The following is a 19301-nucleotide window of genomic DNA, read 5'->3' on the forward strand; positions in this document are numbered from 1 at the left end:
GCGCGCTGCGGGCACGCCTGCGCGGCATCCGCATTCCCCTGCTCCGCCACACCCCTGGCACTGGTGAAGCCGGGCACGCGCCTGGGCAGCAACGGCACCAGCGGTAACGCAGCCGGCAAGCCGCCGCACCTGCATTACGCCGTTCTCTCCTTGCTGCCTCGGCCCTGGAACTACGCCAAGTGCACCCAGGGCTGGAAGCGCATGTTCTTCGTCGATCCCGGCAAGCTCCTGGTGCCGGCAGGCACGCACTGAAGACCACCCGCCAGCCGCTGATGGCATCATACGGCGCATTCAAATAACAACGAGGAGTCTTGCCGCCCATGGCCGACCCGGTCACCAAGGCCCTGCTGAAGCTGCAGCGGATGGAAATGGCCGCAATCCGCGCGGTACTGGCGCAGCCACGCTTCCTGCTGCCCGCCGAATACCAGCGCCTGCGCTACGTACTGGGCCTGGCGCGCCTGCAACGCTTCGCGCCCGGCGCGGCCCTGGGCCTGCCCTGGCGGCCCGAGGTGGAGCCGGATCCCGCCATCGTCGAGCCGCTGCGCGAGCTGGTGCTGCGCGAGTGGTATAAGCCGCTGCGGCATGAGGACTCGCCCCGCGCGCGCCTGGCTGGCTGCATGGTGTCGCTGGACGCCCTGCATGCCGCGGCAAAGCTGACGCGCACCAACCTGCTGGTCCGCCACGCCGACCAGTTCACGGAGCAGGAGCTCGACGCCGAGGTCGGCCGCAAGGCACTGGTCACGGTGGCGGGCGGCGGCGGTGGAGCGGGCTATGTCTATGTCGGTGCTGCCGCGCGCCTGCGCGCCGAGGGGCGCTCCTCCGACTACCTGGTGGGTTCGTCCATCGGCTCCCTGATCGGCGCCTTCCTGGCGCGCTCGCGGCAGACCGACATCGAAGCCCTGATGGCCTGGGCCAAGTCGCTGCGAGTGCGTGACATCTTCAGCCGCCCCCACATCGGCGCCACGCACACCCTGCCCGGCATCACGCGGCTGCACCTGCACAGCATGCACCGCATCATGACCCTGCCCGATGGCAGCCCGATGCGCCTGGAAGACCTGGAGATTCCCTACGATTCGGTGGTCGCCGGCGTGCATGCCCGCGCCTATGAGCACCTGCCCTCCGGCCTGCGCGACTTCACCTCGCCCATGGCCAGCGGCAAGCGCTTCTCCAAGCTGGTGGCGGAGCGCATGCTGCTGCTGGCAGCCATGGTCAGCCCCAGCGTGGTGAAGCCGATCGTGCTGGGCGGCGATGCACTGACGCGCCGCATCCGCGCCGTCGACGCCGTGGGCCTGTCCGCCGCGATTCCCGCCGTGCTGCAGTACGAGCCGCCAACGCGTGACCCCGAAAGCGACGCCATCCTCGCCACGCTGCGCCAGCAGCACGACGTGGCGCTATTCGTCGACGGCGGAGTCGCCTCCAACGTGCCGGCACGCATCGCCTGGGAACGCGTGCAGGCCGGCCGCATCGGCACGCGCAACGCCTTCTACCTGGCGCTGGATTGCTTCCACCCGCAGTGGGACCCGCGCCACATCTGGCTCTGGCCAGTCACGCAGGCCGTGCAACTGCAGATGGCCTCGCAGAAGCCATACTTCGACTGGCTGCTGCGCTTCGAGCCGACGCTGTCGCCGATCAACCTGCTGCCGACGGCGCAGGACTTCGACCGTGCCTTCCAGTGGGGCTGGAACCAGGCCGACGTGATGCTGCCCTTCCTGCTCAAGGCACTGGAGCCGGTGGACTGGGTGCCTTGAAACGACGGCCTCGCGGCCACCGCGTGGGCCCTGCTCAGCGTGTACGGCGCAGCCAGTCCCAGAACAGCAGCGCGAATAGCAGGTCGCCGCAGGCCAGCAGCGGCAGTTCCCAGCCGATGTAGCCCATGGCCCAGGGGATGCCCGCGGCCGGCAGCACCAGCATCTTGCCGATGGCACCCAGCTCCACGTAGACGCGGTAGCGCTGCGGGTCCATGGCGACTCGCGCATAGGCATAGGCGAAGAGGCCCACGAAGGCGCCGGAGAGATTCGACAGCACTACGCTGCCCGCCGTAGCCGGCCCCAGGTTCAGCAGCGCGCCGATCTGGGCGCTGGCCGTCAGCAGGCCCAGTGCCACGGCGAGATTGAACAAGGCCGCGAAACTGAACAGCAACCGCGTGTAAGAAGAATCTGCCTGCATGCTGCTCCCCCGGTGTTTGCCCGAGCATAGCAAGTGCGGCGCCCAGCCATCCTGACCTGCCGGCATGCAGGCAAAAAGGGATTCATGGCCGGCTGCAACGAGGCCGGCCATGAATCCCAATCCCGGCGGCGGAAGGCCCCGGGGATCCCCACGAAAGGATGACGGCACCGGCGACCGCACGACACGGTCGCCGGCCAGGCCTGCATCTTCGCGGCAGGCACCCCACTCGCGCATTGGCAGGTTCACCAGCGCTTTTGTGATTCAGCACAAAGGGCTCCCAGCCTCCCAGCCGATGTCGCGTGCTATACAGGCGCCCGGGATATCTGCAGGAGCAGCAAGCGATGGGCAAGGCAACCCGGCCGCGCGACGGCGCGGCCGTACCGGTGGTGTCGCGGCGCATGGCGTCGGAAGTGCGAGCCCTGTCCCAGCATGCCGAGGCCATCGTCCAGCGGGTTTTCGCCACGGTGCGTGAAGACGTGCCGGAGTACGCGGCGATCCGCGATGCTGCCGTGGTGCGGGAGGTCGAGACCATGATCCGCATCAACGTCGATATCTGGTTCCGCGCCCTGCTGGGTGGGCGCTCACCCGACGCCGAGATGCTCAAGCCGGTGGCCGACTTCGCCCGGCGCCGCTTCCATCAGGGCATCGCCATGACCGGGCTGCTGCATTCCTTCCGCGTCGGCAGCACCGTGCTATGGCAGGCCTTCCTCGACGGCGTGCAGCATCGCCACGAACTGCGCGACGAGGTGCTGCTCAAGCTGTCGCCCTACATGATGTACCACACCGACCTGCTGGGGCAGACCATCAGCCACGCCTACATCGACGAGCAGCGTCGCGGAGAGCGCTGGCAGAGCCGCCTGCAGCACGAACTCTGCTCCATCGTCTTCGACCGGCCCGATGACACCGAGGGCTTCCGCGAGCGTGCGCTGGCGCTGGGCGCCGATCCCCTGGGCCGCCGCATGGCGCTGGCCTTCGCGGCCACCTCACATGGCAACAGCCGCAGTGCCGCCGAGGACGAGCTGGAATCGCTGTTGGGCGCCCTGACCCAGCGCGACGAGCCGCGCCCCATCGGCACCCTGTGGCGCGAGCATGCGGTGATCTGGATGGCGGTCCCTGGCGGCGAGAACGCGATCCGGCACGAGCGGCGCCTGGCCACGCAACTGGCGCAGTCGCCGGCGTTGCGCGGGCGCACCCAGCCGGTGGGCATCGGCCTGGCGGGCACCGGTGCCCGCGGCTGGCATCTCAGCGCGGAGCAGGCCGCGCGTGCCCTGGACATCGGCCGGCGCCTGGCGACACGCGGCCGGCAGTTCCGCTACTCCGACTACGTGCTGGACGACACCGCCCTGCAGTCGCGCAATGTCGCCGGCTATCTCGAAGGCCTGCTGGAGCTGATCGCCCCGGAGCCGCACCTGCTGGAAACGCTGGACAGCTACTTCCTGCAGCGCCAGCAGCGCAAGACCGTCGCCGCCACGCTGGAGATCCACCCCAACACGCTGAGCTACCGCCTGAAGCGCATCGAGACCCTACTGAAGGCGGACCTGGACGATCTGTCCTGGCAGTCCCGCCTCAGCGCCGCGCTGCTGATGCGACGCATGGGTCGCGCCGACAGCGCCTAGGCGCCCGCTTCAGAACATCATCGTCTCGGCAAAGGGATCGACCGGCGGGCGCCTGCCGTCGCCGTGCCGGCGCAGGCGCTCCAGCACTGCGGCATGCCCCGCCCGCTGGGCCAGCATCGCCGGCGTCGCACCGTTGTCTGCACGCAACCCCGGATCGGCGCCGGCCTGCAGCAGCACGTCCACCGCCTCCAGGAAACCGCGACCGGCCGCCTGGTGCAATGCGGTGTGCCCGGATACCTGCGCGGCGTTGGGCTGTGCTCCCGCGCGCAGCAGCCGGTGCACGATGCCCAGGGCGCATTCCTGCGAGGTCTGCGTCAGGGCACTGTTGAGCGGATGCGAGCGCATGTTGTTGCGCGACACCGCGTTGACGTCGGCACCCGCCTGCAGCAGCCGGTCCACGCAGTCGCCGTGCCCGAAGAAGCAGGCCAGCCCCAGCGGCAGGAAGCCGTCGGCCCCGGGCAGGTTCACGCGCTCGGGGGCGCGGCGCAGCAACAGTGCCAGTGGCTCTATGGCGCCCATTGCGGCGGCCTCGCAGAGCGTCAGGTCATCGCGCAGCGCCAGCAGGTAGGCGGCGATGCGCTCCTGCCGCTTGTAGGCGGCCACCAGAAGCACCGAGGCGCCCGTGCCATCCACGGTATCGATCAGGTCATGGTCCAGGGCCAGCAGTTCCTTCATCCGCGAAAACTCGCCGCCCTTCACCGCATTCAGGAAATCCTGCCGCAGCAGCAACACGCCCTGCTGTGGCGCCGCGACCACCTCCTTGCTGCGGAAGGCGGGCACCGGCGCACCCCATTGCATGGTGTGCGCATCGACCATCGCCAGGCGATTGCCCCAGGGGTCGGTCATGCACAGCCCGGCCTCGCCGCCGGGCATGCGCCGCGGCTCGTGGTCCACCTCGGTGGCGCCCATCTGCACGGCGCGCATGCGCAGCTGCATCAGGTTCTCGTCCACGCCGATATAAATCAGTTGCGGCGAGGGCGGTAGCGGCGTCTCGCCGTCGACGCGTGCGTCATAGCAGGTCAGCAGCGCCTGCCCGAGGGGAAAGTTGTGGATCGCCGGAGGCACGCGGAACCCGTCCACCAGCAACAGGCTGCTGTAGAAGCGCACGGCCCGGTCCAGCCCCGACACCGGGATCACGATCCGGAAAAGCTTGGCACCCATGAATTTCCCCAAAACCTGGACCGCTCGGCTGCGGGATCGAGCCCCGCCGGCCTTTTCATGTCCTCAACCCGTCACGATGCACGAAAGCCCGCCCGCTGCCAAATGAAGGGCGCTTTTGTGCTCGGGCACAAAAGCACCTGTGACACGGCCAATGGCGGGCGGCTCCTGCTGGCCTCACACTGGCGAATCACAGATGGACCCGCCGGCTCCGCAACGGCCAGCCGGACAGGTCCCGAGGAGAACACATGAGCGTTTCCATGCGTCTGGCCCGCCGGGCCGGCCTTGCACTGGCCGTCGCCGGCCTGACCCTGGCCGCTGGTTGCGGCAGCAGCCGTCCGGTCGATGGCGCCTCCGGCGGCACCCCGGGCCTCGACCACAGCCGCGAATTCGATGCCGCGCTGATGCCGAGCCTGGCCCAGGTGCGAGGCTGGCAGTACGAGATCGACAGCTTCGACAGCGGCTTCCGGCCCGCCGGCAGCGTGGCCGAAATCGCCTATGCACAGCGACTGGCCAGCCAGCTGCGCGCCATGGGCGTGCCGGACGTGCGCCTGGAACCCTATCCGGTGGACCGCTGGATCGCGCAGAGGGCGCAGTTGCAGCTGCTTGCGGGCGACAGCGCGGAGGACATCCAACTGGTGTCCTACATCCCCTTCTCCGGCAACACCGGCCCCGGGGGCCTGGAAGGCCCACTGGTCTACGTGCCAGGGCTGGCCGCCGTGGACCTGACCGACGTCGTGGTGCGCATGCTCGACAGCGGCGCACTGGCCGGCGGTGTCCTGGGCCTGGTGCAGTCGTTGGTGGGCCTGCTCGGCGACACCGCCAGCGGCCTGTCGTCCATCGTCTCCCTGCTCACCGCGGCGGACGTGCGCGGCAAGATCGTGGTCTACGACCTGCCGCGGCTGACCATTCCCATCGGCGTGCTCAGCAGCCTGGCCCTGCACGTCACCGACGACGCCGGCACCATGGGCTTCACCACGCCCTTCTCGCGCCCCTTCCTGGACATGGTGGTGGCCCAGGTTGTCACCACCGCGCTGAAGGCTGCCGGCGCCGCTGGCGCGGTTGGCATCGTCGACTATCCGCAGGAAGCCGCACAGGGTTCCTATTACCCGTTCTTCGCTCGCTTCCTGCCCGCCTCGCCCACGGTCTACCTGGACCGCGACACCGGCGCCGCGCTGAAGCAGCGCCTGCTGGCCAACCCGCTGTCCGCCAAGCCGGCGCGGCTGACGCTGCACGCGCTGGAGGAAAGCGTGGAGGCTTACAACGTGGTCGCCGTGCTGCCGGGCGCGAGCCCTCTCGAGATCGTGCTCAGCTCGCATACCGACGGCACCAACTCCATCGAGGACAACGGCCCGGCCGCGATCCTGGGCATCATGCGCTACTTCACGCGCATCCCCCAGTCGCAGCGCAAGCGCAGCCTGCGCGTGGTGTTCAGCGGCGGGCACTTCGGCGGCGGCGGCCTGGGGCACTATATCGAAGAGAACCACGACGAGCTGCAGGAGAAGGTCCTGGCCGCGATCGAGGTCGAGCACGTTGGCGCCCGCGAATGGCTGGAGATCGCCCCCGGCGTCATGGGCCTCACCGGCCTCAACGAGCCGCAGGTGATCATGACGCCGCTCGGCGAAGTATTCGAGCGCGAGAGCATCCTGCTGTCGCAGCAGTTCGACCGCAGCATCGTGATGCCGCCGCTGCTGCCCTTCGGCGAGGGCCAGGCCTATCGCAACGAGGGCGGCCTGCCGGTCATCCAGTACATCACCGGGCCGGTCTACCTGCTCAACTTCGGCATCCCCAAGGTCACCAGCGAGTTCACCGACTACCCGCTGATGCACGCACAGGTCGGCGCCTTCGTGCGCATGATCCTCAACCTGGGCAACGAGCCGGCCAGCGCCCTGCGCTCCGGCATCGAGGAACGCTAGAAATGCGCTGAATAAGTCCGCCCGTGCCAATCCTGTCGAAGCATGGGGCGGACTTCCCGCCGGTCGGTCAATCCGTTGCCGCCCACCCTTCGATCCTTCGACAGGCTCAACACTTCAAGGCGAACGGCAACTCAAGCGGAGATTCGCCAGGGCTCGTCCACCAACAGGTAGGTGCTGCAGCACCTCGCTCACGGCCGCACGCCACTGTTCGTCGGACAGCGGCTTGTTGACCAGGTCGTTGGCCTGCGCCATCACCGCCATGTAGTGCGGCATCCCGTCCACCTCCTCGCGCAAGACCACGCGCGGATGCTGCAACAGCAGTTCGGCCCAGACCGCGCGCACCGCGCTCCAGTGGGCGCGGATCTTGCGCCAGTACTCCCGCCCGGGCCCGAAGTCGTAGCCCTGGACTCCGGTGTAGGTGTTGAGCTCGCGCTCGCGCGCCCGTGGGCGCCTCGCGGTCAAACACTTCCCTATTTAAATGAGAATTACTATTATTCGCAAACTGCGGGCAGGGGCCGCGGACTCAAATTCTCCCGGGGAAGTACATGGATCAGCTGGCATCGCTGCAGATCGCCATGGCCGCTATTGCCTTGCATCACCTGCTGGCCCGCCGCACGGAACCATCGGATCGCTGTGAATGGATGCTGTCGCTGGCGCTGCTCAACGCGGCCGCGCTGGCGCTCTGGAGCAGCGCCCACGCTCCCGCCGAACTGGGCGGCCTGTGGCTGCGGCACGCCATGGCGTCGGTAGCCGCCGTGGCCGCCCTGCGCCTGCGCCTGGGCCTGACCCTGCACCGCCAGCAGCCGCAGCTGCTGCGCCGTTTCCTGGCACCGGTGTCCTATGTCGCGGTCACCCTCGCCGCCACGCTGCTGTCGCCGCCCGCGCTGGCGCAGGAAGACGCCCTGCCGCTCGACACGATCCCGGTCGAGCCCTCCTCGCCGCCCAAGACCGACGAACAGATCATGCTCAAGCCTGTGGAGGTCCACGCACAGCGCGGCTACATAATGGACAGCGCCAGCAGCGGCACCAAGACCGACGCCGCGCTGATGGAGACCCCGGTCTCGATCTCGGCCATCCCGCGCCAGCGCTTCGAGGACCAGGGCGCGCAGACCGTGCAGGACGTGCTGCGCTACAGCACCGGCACGCGCACGGATGCCTACGGCTTCGACACGCGTGGCGACTGGGCCATGATCCGCGGCAGCAGCGCCATGTACTACCTCGACGGCCTGCGCATGCTGTTCGAGTCCTACAACACCGTGCGTCCCGATCCGTGGACGCTGGACAGCGTCGAGATCCTGCGCGGCCCGGCCTCCGTGCTCTATGGCCAAGGCCCCAGCGGTGGCATCGTCAACCTCAACTCCAAGCTGCCGCAGGCCACGCCGGAGCACCAGTTGCGGGCCGAGTTCGGCAGCTACGACCGCCGGCAGTATGCGCTGGACAGCACCGGCAGCCTCACCGCCGACAACAGCCTGAGCTACCGCCTGGTGGCACTGCAGCGCGACTCCGACACGCAGGTGGACTACGTCGAGGATGATCGCTGGCTGGTCTCGCCCTCGCTGAGTTGGGCTCCCAGCCACTGGCTGCGCTGGACCGTGCTCGGTCGCCTGCAGAAAGACGAGAGCGGCACCAGCGTGGGCTTCCTGCCCTGGGAAGGCACCGTGCTGCCGAACCCCAACGGCCCCATACCGACCAACCGCTTCGTCAGCGAGCCGGATTTCGACCGCTACGACATGGAGCAGTCCGCCGTCACTTCGATCCTGGAACTGCAGCTGGGCGAAAACTGGAGCCTGCGCCAGAACCTGCGCTGGTCGGACAGCAGCGGCCACTACCGCACGCTGTACCCTAACGCCTTCGTTGGCCCGCCGTTCCTGCTCGACCCGCAGATGCGCAAGGTACTGCGCATCTCCAGCATCAGCGACACCGATACCAGCACCCTGACGCTGGACCAGCAGCTGCAGGGCCGTTTCCGCACCGGGCCAATGGAACACCTGTTGCTGGCCGGCTACGACTACTCGAGAGCCAATATCGACGAGGTTTACGGCGACCTGTCCTCCAACCTGCTGCTGGTGGCGCTGCAGGGCCGCTTCGACCTCTACGATCCGCAATACGGCCGCTACATCGCGCCGCAGACCTCGCAGCAGCCGCGCGCCCATCTGCGCCAGTCCGGCTTCTACCTGCAGGACCAGGTGCACATCGGCGAGCACTGGATCGCCCTGTTCGGCGCCCGCCACGACCAGGCCACCGCCAGCAGCGGCAGCACCGACAGCGACGACTCGGAAACCTCTCTGCGCGCCGGCCTGCTGTACCGCTTCGACGCCGGCTTCTCGCTGTACCTCAGCTACTCCGAGTCGTTCCAGCCGGTGGCCGGCCTGGACCAGAACAGCCAGGCCTACAAGCCGGTGCGCGGCAAATCGCGCGAGATCGGACTCAAGTACCAGCCGCCGGGCTCTGCCAGCCTGCTGACCCTGGCCACCTTCGAGACCCGCGAGGAGAACCGCCTGGCACCCGGCAGCAACCCGCGCTTCCAGGTGCAGCTGGGCGAGGCCGACATCCGCGGCATCGAGTTCGAGGCCCTGACCACCCTGTTCTCGCAGTTGGACCTCACCGCCAACTACACCTGGCTGGACGCCGAGAGCAACCAGGGGCCCAGCGCCGCGGCCGGCCAGCGCTACAAATCGCTGGCCACCATCGCCGAACACACCGGCTCGCTATGGGCCCGCCTGCGCTTCGCCATCGCCGGAGTGCCCGGCTTCTCCGTCGGCGGCGGCTTCCGCTATATCGGAGAGACCACCGACGAAGGTCGCGAGGTCACCGTGCCGTCGATCAAGCTGTTCGACGCCATGGCCGCCTGGGAGAACCCGCACTGGCGCCTGGCCATCAACGCCAGCAACCTCGAGGACGACGCCTACGTCGCCTCCTGCCTGGAGCGCGGCGACTGCTACTACGGCCTGCGCCGCAGCGTCGTCGGCAGCATTGCCTACAAGTTATGAAAAAAGCACCGGCGCCCAGACAACCATGCCCGCCACTGCTTCATACCGGGACTCGGAGTGCCCGAACCTGCGACACTGTTGGGCTACGGCGAACCCCGCGTGCTCGGACTGCAACTGGAAATCTTCCTCCCATGAACAAGCCCCCCTTCGCCCTGCTGGCCGGCCTGCTGCCCCTGGCGGCCGTCGCCCAGCCCGAGGCGCCCGCTGCCGAAGCCGCCGTGCCGGTCATCGAAGTCGTGCGGACGCCGCAAGCCACGCCGGCACTGGCTGAAACGGACGAGCCGGTGAAGCTCGCGCCCGTCGTGGTCACCGGCGAAAAGCTGGGCCGCTCGCTGGCCGAGACCAACAGCAGCGTCGCCATTGTCACGCGCGAGGATCTCAAGGCTGGCAGCGATGCCTCGATGAAGGACATCGTCACCCAGTTCGCCAACGTGGTCTCGGCCGACGGCGACCGCGAGATCGCCATCCGCGGCGTGCCGCAGGGCGGCATCGGCGGCCAGGGCGACACCATCAGCGTCTACCTCGACGGGGTGGCCCTGCCCTCGCGTGCCGGCGCCTTCGCCGGCCCGCTGTCGGCCTGGGACCTGGAGCAGGTCGAGGTCCTGCGCGGCGCCCAGTCCACCAACCAGGGCCGCAACAGTCTGGCGGGTTCCGTGGTGCTGCGCTCGATAGAGCCCACCGCGGAGTGGGACGCGCGCCTGCGCGCAGGCATCATGAGCCGCGACGGCCATGACTACGCCTTCGCCGGTGGCGGCCCCATCACCGACGCCCTGCGCTTTCGTATCGCCGCCCAGGACCGCTACGACAATGGCGACGTGGTCAACACCACCCGCAACGAGGACGACGCCCAGCGCGAACGCACGCGCAACGTCCGTACCCGCCTGGCCTGGACCCCGCAGGCCCTGCCCGGCTACAAGGCCCTCTACGGCTACACCGAGTCGGACAACGAATACGGCGACCCCTTCCACGACTCCTCGGGCGGCGAGCGCACGGAAACCTCCAACGTCCGCCCCAACGAAGACGTGACCACCAAGCTGCACAGCCTGGAGCAGGGCTACGCCTTCAACCCGCGCTGGAGCCTGGACGCGATCAGCGGCTGGTCGGAGCTGTCCAATCTCTACACCATCGACTACGACCGCAGCGCGGCGGATGGCGGCTACTCGGACAACACCGAGGACGAAGACATCCTCAGCCAGGAACTGCGCCTGCGCTACTCGAGCCCACGTTTCAAGGCGATCACCGGTCTCTACTACGCCGACTCGGACGTGGTGAAGAAGACCATCGGCTACGACGTGGCGGCCGCCGGCGGCGTCGCCCTGCTCAACGGCACCATCGACTCCGAAGCCAACACCCGCACGGCGGCCCTGTTCGCCGAAGCCGACTGGGACTTCGCCGATGCCTGGCGGCTGACTGCCGGCCTGCGCCTCAACCAGGAACGTGCGCGCCGCCATGACGTCAGCAACCTTGACCTGAGCGTCACCACGCCGCCGCAGCTGCCCCTGCCGATCCCCGTGGTACTGCCGTTGCCCGATCCGCTGTCCGACCTGCTGTCGACCATCGCCTCCGGCACCGTGCCGCCCGACTACGACAAGCAGGACCGCACCCGCTACACCGACCTGCTGCCCAAGGCCGGCCTGACCTGGTTCGTCACGGACAACAGCTCCCTAGGCCTGACCTACCAGGAGGGCTACCGTTCCGGCGGCACCAGCATCTCCTTCTTCGGCGGTGCCGTGAGCCCCTATGAGCCCGAGTACACCAAGACGGTCGAACTGTCGCTGCGCTCGCGCTGGCTGGACGAGCGCCTCACCTTCAACGCCAACCTGTTCTACACCCGCTGGCGCGACCAGCAGGTGACCATCGGCGAAACCTCCGGCTTTTCCACCTACACGGAGAACGCCGGCCGCTCCCATTACTACGGCCTGGAGACCGAGCTGCTGTGGAAGTTCCAGGGACCGCTGGAAGCTTTCCTGACTTTCGGCCTGCTGCGCAGCGAGTTCGACGAGTTCGGCAACGACCTCAACGGCAATGGCGCCACCACCGATCCGGAGGACGAGGACTACAAGGGCAACGAGTTCCCCTACGCCCCGCGCCAGACCGCCGGAATCGGCCTGACGCTGAAGGAGTGGCACCGCATCAGCGGCCAGGTAGCCGCCAACTATGTCGGCTCCTTCTACAGTGACCCGGACAACGATCCGCAGTCGCGCGCCGACGCGCGCGTTCTGGTCAACGCCAAGCTGGGCTACGCACTGCCGGCCGGCTTCAGCCTGGCAGTCTACGGCCGCAACCTGACCGACGAGCTGAACGACCAGGGAGCCCTGGTGGCCGGCACGCGCCTGGCTAGCCGCTACGGCGAGCCGCGCAGCTTCGGGGCGGTGCTGGAATGGCAGATGGAGTAATCAGGTCTCGATGGAGTTGCCGTTCGCCCTGAGCCTGTCGAAGTGTGAAAGGCAACCGGGTAGCGGCAGATGAAAAGTCGCAGTAGCCCGGCTTGCCTTCGGCAACCCGGGCTACGCTTCTGGGGATTACGTCAACTCGCCCCGATAGCAGACGATATTGTCAGGCGTCTCCTCGACGCGCACCTCGGACAGCAGCGCGCCAAAGCGCGCATGGCAGACCTTCCAGAACACCAGCGCCACGTTCTCGGAGGTCGGATTCACGTCGCGGAACATCTCCACATCGTGGTTCAGGTGGTAATGATCCACGCGCGCAATGATCTCCTCGCGCAGGAAGTTCTTCAGGTCCGCCAGGTTCACCACCATGCCGCTGGCCGGGTCGACGCCGCCTCGCAGCGTCACCTGCAGCACATAGTTATGGCCGTGGCCGTTGTCGCGGGCGCACTTGCCGTACAGCGCAAAGTTCTCCTCTCGCGACAGCGTCGGCTCCCACAGGCGGTGCGAGGCGCAGAACGACTCGCGGCGGCTCAGGGTGACGATCGGCCGGGAATCAGCCATTGCAGAACACCTCCAGGGTCGTGCCGGTGGTCGCGCCGGACTGGGCGCGATCCAGCAGGTATGCCACGCTTGGCGCCACCTCGTCCGGCAGCGCGCCGCCGTACAGGCCATAGCGCGCGTTCATTTCGGTTTTCATGTAGCCCGGCGCCACCGCGTTGACGCGGATGTTGAACTCGCGGCCGTCGAAGGCCAGGGACTCCGTCAGCCCCGTTACGGCATGCTTGCTGGGCGCGTAGACGCTCTTGCCCGGCGCAATCTGCAGGCCGCGGATGCCCGACAGCGACGACACCAGCACGATGTCGCCACCGCCGCGCTTGCTCATCGTGCGGAAGGCGTGCTGGCACAGGTACCAGAGGCCGCGCACGTTGACGTCCATGACCTGGTCGTACTCGTCCAGGCTGGTTTCCATGAAAGGCTTGATCAGCAACTGTGCGGCGCTGCCGACGATGCCGTCGGGCGGCGCATCGCCGAAACCGGCATAGAGCGCGTCCAGCGCCGCCGTGTCGCCGAGATCGCAGGCCTGGGCGCGCACGTCCGCTCCCTGGGCCCGCAGCGGCGCGGCCACCTGCTCCAGGGCCTCGGCCCGGCGGCCCAGCAGGGTCAGGCGATGGCCCTGGCCGGCCAGCAGGCGCGCGGTGGCGCCTCCGAGGCCGGAGCCTCCGCCCGTAACGAGGATATGACGCTGTTTCTGCTGGGTCATCAGGAGCTTGGACCTTGGGGGGGATGTAAATGATGCACCGGTTTGCAGCATGACCGAAACCACCCCCGGCGCATCCCCCCTTTGCGGCATGTCCCTTGACCATGCAGGCAGAAGTACGATCGCCAGCACGCCGACCCCTATGTTTCCTCCTGTAGGATCCAGCTTGCTGGCGACCGGATCAGCCCTGGAAGCGCCTCATGCTACTCGTAACGCAGGGCCTCGATCGGATCGAGCTGTGAGGCCTTGCGTGCCGGGTACAGGCCGAACACCACGCCCACCGCGGCACTGACCGCCACCGACAGCAGCACGACGTCCACCCGGATCAGCAGCGGCCAGCCGAACGAGGACGACAGCTGCTGGGCGATCGTCACGCCCAGGACCACGCCGGTCAGGCCGCCGATCAGGGCCAGCACCAGGGCCTCCACCAGGAACTGCAGCAGGATGTCGCGCGGGCGCGCGCCCACCGCCATGCGCACGCCGATCTCGCGGGTGCGTTCGGTAACCGACACCAGCATGATGTTCATCACACCGATGCCGCCCACCAGCAGCGATACCGCCGCGATCGCCGCCAGCAGCGTGGTCAGCGTCTTGGTACTCTCCTCCTGTGCGCTGGCAATCTCAGCGAGATTGCGCACGTTGAAGTCGTCTTCTCCGCCCACGCGGATGCGGTGACGGTCGCGCAGCAGGTTGTTGAGGTCGCTCTCGGCCTTGGAGGTCGGCACGCCCGTGGCGGAGCTGACGTAGATCGTACCGGCGATGAATTTCTTCAGGCCACCCTGCAGCTTCTCGGCATAGGCACGCACCGGCACCAGCGCGGTGTCGTCGTAGTCGTCGCCCATCGGCGACTGGCCCTTGGCCTCCAGCACGCCGGCCACCTCGAAGGGCACGTTGCGGATACGCACGATCTGCCCCACCGGATCGGAGTAGGCACCGAACAGCTTTTCCACCACCGTCTTGCCCAGCACCACCACCTTGGCGTTGGAATCCGGGTCCTCCGGCAGGCCGCTGCCGCTAGCGATGCGCCAGTTGCGCAGCAGCAGGTAATCCGGCGTCACGCCGGCTACGCGCGTGGTCCAGTTCTGCTCCTCGGAGATCAGGGGCTGGCTGCCGCGCAGCTCCGGCGCCGCATACTTCACCGAGGACAGCTCGGTCTGTATCGCCTTGAGGTCGTCCCAGGTCAGCGTCGGCTGGCTACCGAAGCCACCGCGTGCGCCACCCATCTGGCTGGAGCCGGAGCGCACCACCAGCAGGTTGGTGCCCATGGCGGCAAAGCTCTGCTCCACGCGCGACTTGGCGCCCTCGCCGATCGACACCATCGCGATCACCGCCGCCACGCCGATGATGATGCCCAGCGCGGTGAGGAAGGAGCGCAGGTGGTTGCGCAGCAGCGCGCGGATCGCCACTCGGATCACGGCCAGCAGGTTCATGCCGGCACCTCCGCCAACACCGGTTCACGACGGATGTCGCTGATCACCTGTCCATCCTTCATGACGATGTTTCGTGCCGCGTACTCGGCAATATCCAGCTCGTGCGTCACCAGGATCACCGTGATACCGGCGCGGCCCAACGCCTGCAACAGGGCCATGACCTCAACGCTGGTGGCGGAGTCGAGGTTGCCGGTGGGTTCGTCGGCCAGGATCACGCGCGGCTCGCCCACCAGGGCGCGGGCAATGGCCACGCGCTGCTGCTGGCCGCCGGACAGCTGGCTCGGCGTATGGTCCAGGCGCTTGCCCAGGCCCACGCGTTCCAGCGCGGCGGCGGCCCGGGCATGGCGCTCGGCGGCCGGCACGCCGGCGTACAGCAAGGGCAGTTCCACGTTCTCCAGCGCGCTGGTGCGCGCCAGCAGGTTGAAGTTCTGGAACACGAAGCCCAGCGTGCGGTTGCGGATCTCCGCCAGCTCGTCGCGCCCGAGGGTCGAGACCTCACGCCCGTCCAGCCGGTAATGTCCCGAGGTCGGCCGGTCCAGGCAGCCCAGGGTATTCATCAGCGTGGACTTGCCGGAGCCCGAGGTGCCCATGATGGCCACGAACTCGCCGGCCTCGATGTCCAGGGTCACGCCGCGCAGCGCGCGCACCTCGACGTCGCCCATGTGGTACTCGCGGGTGACCTCGCGCAGTTCGATCAGTGCCATGTTGGTGGACCGCCTCAGAACATGCGCATGCCGGGACCGCTGGCGCGCGGCTTGTCGCCTTCCGCCGAGGGCATATCCGTGATCAGCTCGTCGCCTTCCTGCAGCGCGCCCTCCACCACCTCGGTGTAGCTGCCGTCGCTGATGCCGGTCTTGATCTCCACCGACTGGGCCTGGCCGTCGCGCAGCACGTAGACCGTGCGCGGACCGCCAGCGGCGCCCTCACCGCCACGCTGGCGCCGCTGCCGGCGCTCGCCGTTGCCGCCCTCGGCGCCCGCCGCAGGCTGGCGGAGCGCCGCGCCCTGGCCGTCCTGCGCCGGCGGCTGGCCCTGGCCCTGCGACCGGGCCGCGCCGGTCGCCCTGCCGGCCTCGCGCCCGCCAGCCGGGGTCGGCATGCGGAAACGCAGCGCCGCATTGGGCACCTTCAGCACGTCCTCGCGCCGCGCATAAACGAAGGTCACGTTCGCGGTCATGCCGGGCTTGAGCTTCAGCTCCTCGTTGGTCACGTCGAGCACGGCGTCATAGGTCACCACGTTCTGGGTAGTGGTGGCGGAGTCGCGCACTTGGCGCACCTCGCCACGGAAACGCTCGCCCGGATAGGCGTCCACCGTGAAGTTGGCCTTCATGCCGGCCTGCAGCTTGCCCACGTCGGACTCCGCCACGCTGGTATTGACCTGCATCTGGCGCAGGTCCTGGGCAATGGTGAACAGCACCGGCGCCTGCAGCGAGGCCGCCACCGTCTGGCCAACATCAACGCTGCGCGAGATCACCACGCCGTCGGTCGGGGAGATGATGTCGGTGTAGTTCAGGTTCACCTGGGCGCGGTTCAGCGCCGCGCGAGCCTGGGCCAGCGCCGCCTGCGACGAGACTACCGAGGCATCGGCGGCGTCAGCGGTGGCCTGCGCCGTGTCGCGCTCACTCTGCGAGATCAGCCCGCGCGGGGACAGCTCGTCGGCGCGGCGCGCCTGGCGCCGGGCATCCTGGGCCTGGACCTTGGCACGCGTCAGGTTGGCCTCGGCCGCCATCACGTTGGCGCGCTGCTGCTCGACCTCCGCCAGGAACAGGCGGGGGTCGATCTTGGCGATCAGCTGCCCCTTCTTAACCTGGGAGTTGAAGTCCACCGACAGGTCCTGGATGCGGCCGCTGACCTGGCTGCCCACCTGGACCGTCACCAGCGCCGACAGGGTGCCGGTGGCGGTGACCTTGGCGACCACCTCGCCGCGCTCCGCGGGCACCGTGGTGAATGCGGGCGGCTCCTCACCTTTCAGCCAGCCCCGGCCCCACCAGAGGACGACGGCGATCACCAGCACGGCGGTGGCCCACAGGCCCCAGCGCCGGGCCGGGCGACCGGAGCGCAGATTGTTGTTCGAATTCATGGAGTACGGGATCGGCAGGGTCTGTGGAACGAGCGGGGGGTCGGAAAGCCTAGCAGCAATATTGTGTCATCCATCAGATGAAACGCGGTGATCCTGAGAGCGTTGACATGATGTGGAATTCCCTTCTCCTTGCGGCATGACAAATGCCAGAATGCGTCCATCGCATGAACGCCATCGAAAAAGAGCGCAAACAGGGCCCGGACCGCTGCCGGGAGCTCCATTGACGCCCGGGAGCCTGATCCTCGGCACGCCCTACCCGGACGCGATTGCCGGGGTCCACGTCGGCTTCCTGCTGGCGATCGGCGTCCTGGGCCTGGCCATCTACGCCCGCTACCGCGACGAGCCCTCCATGCCCTGGCTCTCGCTGAGCGCCCTGCTCTCGCTGATCTGGCTGCTGGCCTGGCGCGGCCAGATTCCGGGGCCGGCCAGGCTCCTGCCCCATGCCATGCCCTTGTCCGGCGCGCTGTTCAGCGCCGTGGTGCTGCGCTACGGCCGCCTGACCCTGGACAGCCGAAACCGCCTCCCCGACCTGGACCGGGCCCTGCGCGGCCTCAACGGCCTGCTGCTGCTGGCCGCCGGCGCCGCCCTGCTGCTGCCCCCGGCCTGGTCATTGCCCCTGCTCGCTCCCCTGGCCGCGCTGACGGCGCTGGGGCTGGTGGTCGCCGCCTGGCAGCGGCTGCGCCAGGGCCATTGGGTGGCGGTAGGCCTGCTGTCCGGCGCGCTGCTGCTGCTGGCCGTGCTGCTGCCCAACGGCCTGCTGTGGATCGGCTACACGCTGCCCGGCACCCCGGCCTCCTGGATGAACGCCTTCCAGGTCGGCAGTGGCCTGGCTCTGCTGAGCTTCAGCCTCGGTACCATCGCCTCGCTGCACCGCCTGAGCGAAGGCCGCGTCTCCGAGCTCAAACTGGCACTGGACGGCCAGCGCGTGGCCCTCAACAAGGCCAGCATCGACGACGTCACCCGCCTGCCCGACCGCAAGCTGTTCCGCGAGCTGCTGCGCAAGCGCGTGCAGGACGCCCACGAGCTGCAGCAGCGCCTGGCCATAGTCAGTATCAGCCTGTCGTCCTACCGCACCCTGCGCCATGGCATCGACGGCAACGCCGCCGACTCTGGCCTCTCCGAGATCGCCCTGCGCCTCCGCCAGTCCGTGGGCTCCGGCGACCTGCTGACCCGCATGGGCAGCGACGGCTTCATCTGGATCACCCAGATTCACGCTGGCGGCGAACTGCTGGACCTGCAGGGCCGCTGCCTCGGCCTGCGTCGCGACATCGGCGCACCGCTGGCCAACGCCGGCGGCGTCATGGTGAGCTGCGACATCGGCGTATCCATCTATCCCGACCACGGCGGCGACATCGACCTGCTGCTGCGCCGCAGCGACGAAGCCCTCTACCGCACCGAGCAGGCCGGCCTGGGCGAGGTCATGGTGTTCCGTCCGGAGCTGCAGCAGCAGTCGCACCAGCACCTGCGCCTGGCCAAGCAGCTGCGCCAGGCCCTGATCCGCAACGAGCTGGTACTGCACTACCAGCCCCTGGTCGGCCTGGAAAACGGCGAGCTGCGGGGCGCCGAGGCCCTGATCCGCTGGCCGCGCGACGGCGTAATGATCCCGCCGGGCGAATTCATCCCGGTGGCCGAATCCAGCGGCCTGATCGTGCAGCTCGGCGAGTGGGTCATGCAGCAGGCATGCCGCCAGATCGCCGACTGGCAGTCGCGCGGGCTGGACCTGCCCTACGTCGCCGTCAACGTCTCGGCGCACCAGTTCCGCCATCCCGAGTTCATCCGCCACGTCGAGAAGGCCCTGATCGCCTCGCCACTGTCGCGCGACCGGCTGATGCTGGAGATTACCGAGAACATCGTGCTGGACGACATCGACCGCACTAGCGCCCTGCTGCAGCAGCTGCTGATGCGCGGCGTCAGCGCCGCGGTGGACGACTTCGGCGTCGGCTACTCCTCGCTCAACTACCTTCGCAAGCTGCCGGTGCAGGCCATCAAGATCGACCGCAGCTTCCTCCAGGGCATCCCCGAGGAGCAGGAAGCCATGTCGGTGATGAGCACCATCATCACCCTGGGCCACGACCTGGGCCTGCGCGTGGTCGCGGAGGGCGTCGAGACCGTCGAGCAGCAGATGTTCCTGTCACGCAAGGGCGTCAACTGCGGACAGGGCTGGCTGTTCAGCAAAGCCATGGCCGCCCCCGACTTCGAGGCCTGGATGATCAAGAACCAGCAGCGCCTCGGCCGCGCGCAGGCGCTGGTCGGCTAAGGCAGCGCTGGTCCGATTGCCGTTCGCCCTGAGCCTGTCGAAG

At 68.4% G+C, this 19301-nt stretch carries 14 protein-coding genes and 1 pseudogene; 7 read left to right on the forward strand and 8 right to left on the reverse strand.

Annotated features, from left to right (window positions below):
- Nucleotides 1–72: 72 nt before the first annotated feature.
- Nucleotides 73–252 (forward strand): annotated as a pseudogene (locus QT386_RS12600) (M23 family peptidase); the annotation flags it as partial.
- A 68-nt stretch (nucleotides 253–320) separates the two neighbouring features.
- Nucleotides 321–1748: a patatin-like phospholipase family protein gene (locus QT386_RS12605; protein WP_289274122.1), complete on the forward strand. Its 1428-nt coding sequence runs from the start codon at nucleotides 321–323 to the stop codon at nucleotides 1746–1748.
- A gap of 34 nt (nucleotides 1749–1782) precedes the next feature.
- Here the strand turns inward: QT386_RS12605 and QT386_RS12610 are convergent, their stop codons facing one another.
- Nucleotides 1783–2166: a hypothetical protein gene (locus QT386_RS12610; protein WP_289274123.1), complete on the reverse strand. Its 384-nt coding sequence runs from the start codon at nucleotides 2164–2166 to the stop codon at nucleotides 1783–1785.
- Between the two features lie 341 nt (nucleotides 2167–2507).
- Here QT386_RS12610 and QT386_RS12615 point away from each other — a divergent pair, with 341 nt between their 5' ends.
- Entirely contained in the window at nucleotides 2508–3782 is a 1275-nt protein-coding gene (locus QT386_RS12615) for a CdaR family transcriptional regulator (RefSeq protein ID WP_289274124.1), read from the forward strand.
- A gap of 9 nt (nucleotides 3783–3791) precedes the next feature.
- Here the strand turns inward: QT386_RS12615 and QT386_RS12620 are convergent, their stop codons facing one another.
- Nucleotides 3792–4943, reverse strand: coding sequence for an ankyrin repeat domain-containing protein (locus QT386_RS12620; protein WP_289274125.1), 1152 nt, complete (start codon nucleotides 4941–4943; stop codon nucleotides 3792–3794).
- A gap of 245 nt (nucleotides 4944–5188) precedes the next feature.
- On the opposite strand from QT386_RS12620, the gene QT386_RS12625 reads away from it, so the two are divergent.
- The gene (locus tag QT386_RS12625) at nucleotides 5189–6856 is read left to right on the forward strand and encodes a hypothetical protein (RefSeq protein ID WP_289274126.1); all 1668 of its coding nucleotides are present in this window, start codon (nucleotides 5189–5191) and stop codon (nucleotides 6854–6856) included.
- Nucleotides 6857–6970: 114 nt separating this feature from the next.
- On the opposite strand, the gene QT386_RS12630 is transcribed toward QT386_RS12625, so the two are convergent.
- Nucleotides 6971–7318 (reverse strand): DUF6607 family protein, encoded by a 348-nt coding sequence (locus tag QT386_RS12630; protein WP_289274127.1) that lies wholly within the window; start codon nucleotides 7316–7318, stop codon nucleotides 6971–6973.
- An 83-nt stretch (nucleotides 7319–7401) separates the two neighbouring features.
- Here QT386_RS12630 and QT386_RS12635 point away from each other — a divergent pair, with 83 nt between their 5' ends.
- Both QT386_RS12635 and QT386_RS12640 read left to right on the forward strand, forming a co-directional pair.
- Nucleotides 7402–9846 (forward strand): TonB-dependent siderophore receptor, encoded by a 2445-nt coding sequence (locus QT386_RS12635; protein ID WP_289274128.1) that lies wholly within the window; start codon nucleotides 7402–7404, stop codon nucleotides 9844–9846.
- Between the two features lie 131 nt (nucleotides 9847–9977).
- The gene (locus QT386_RS12640) at nucleotides 9978–12242 is read left to right on the forward strand and encodes a TonB-dependent receptor (protein WP_289274129.1); all 2265 of its coding nucleotides are present in this window, start codon (nucleotides 9978–9980) and stop codon (nucleotides 12240–12242) included.
- 126 nt (nucleotides 12243–12368) lie between these two features.
- On the opposite strand, the gene QT386_RS12645 is transcribed toward QT386_RS12640, so the two are convergent.
- The 5 genes from QT386_RS12645 to QT386_RS12665 form a co-directional block, all read right to left on the reverse strand.
- A complete protein-coding gene (locus QT386_RS12645) occupies nucleotides 12369–12797 on the reverse strand; it encodes a 6-carboxytetrahydropterin synthase (protein WP_289274130.1) in 429 nt (142 codons plus the stop codon).
- Nucleotides 12790–13497 carry an SDR family NAD(P)-dependent oxidoreductase gene (locus QT386_RS12650; protein WP_289274131.1) on the reverse strand — a complete coding sequence of 236 codons (708 nt, stop codon included), beginning with the start codon at nucleotides 13495–13497 and terminating at the stop codon, nucleotides 12790–12792. Before QT386_RS12650 ends, QT386_RS12645 begins: the two co-directional genes overlap by 8 nt.
- A 200-nt stretch (nucleotides 13498–13697) precedes the next feature.
- Complete coding sequence (locus QT386_RS12655; protein WP_289274132.1) at nucleotides 13698–14924, reverse strand: ABC transporter permease; 1227 nt, start codon at nucleotides 14922–14924, stop codon at nucleotides 13698–13700.
- A complete protein-coding gene (locus QT386_RS12660; protein WP_289274133.1) occupies nucleotides 14921–15628 on the reverse strand; it encodes an ABC transporter ATP-binding protein in 708 nt (235 codons plus the stop codon). The genes QT386_RS12655 and QT386_RS12660 overlap by 4 nt, the downstream gene beginning before the upstream one ends.
- Nucleotides 15629–15642: 14 nt before the next feature.
- Nucleotides 15643–17001: an efflux RND transporter periplasmic adaptor subunit gene (locus QT386_RS12665; RefSeq protein WP_289274134.1), complete on the reverse strand. Its 1359-nt coding sequence runs from the start codon at nucleotides 16999–17001 to the stop codon at nucleotides 15643–15645.
- A gap of 220 nt (nucleotides 17002–17221) precedes the next feature.
- On the opposite strand from QT386_RS12665, the gene QT386_RS12670 reads away from it, so the two are divergent.
- The gene (locus QT386_RS12670; RefSeq protein ID WP_289274135.1) at nucleotides 17222–19258 is read left to right on the forward strand and encodes a bifunctional diguanylate cyclase/phosphodiesterase; all 2037 of its coding nucleotides are present in this window, start codon (nucleotides 17222–17224) and stop codon (nucleotides 19256–19258) included.
- The last annotated feature ends 43 nt before the right edge of the window (nucleotides 19259–19301 follow it).

Source organism: Solimonas sp. SE-A11 (assembly GCF_030345715.1).
GTDB lineage: Bacteria > Pseudomonadota > Gammaproteobacteria > Nevskiales > Nevskiaceae > Solimonas_A.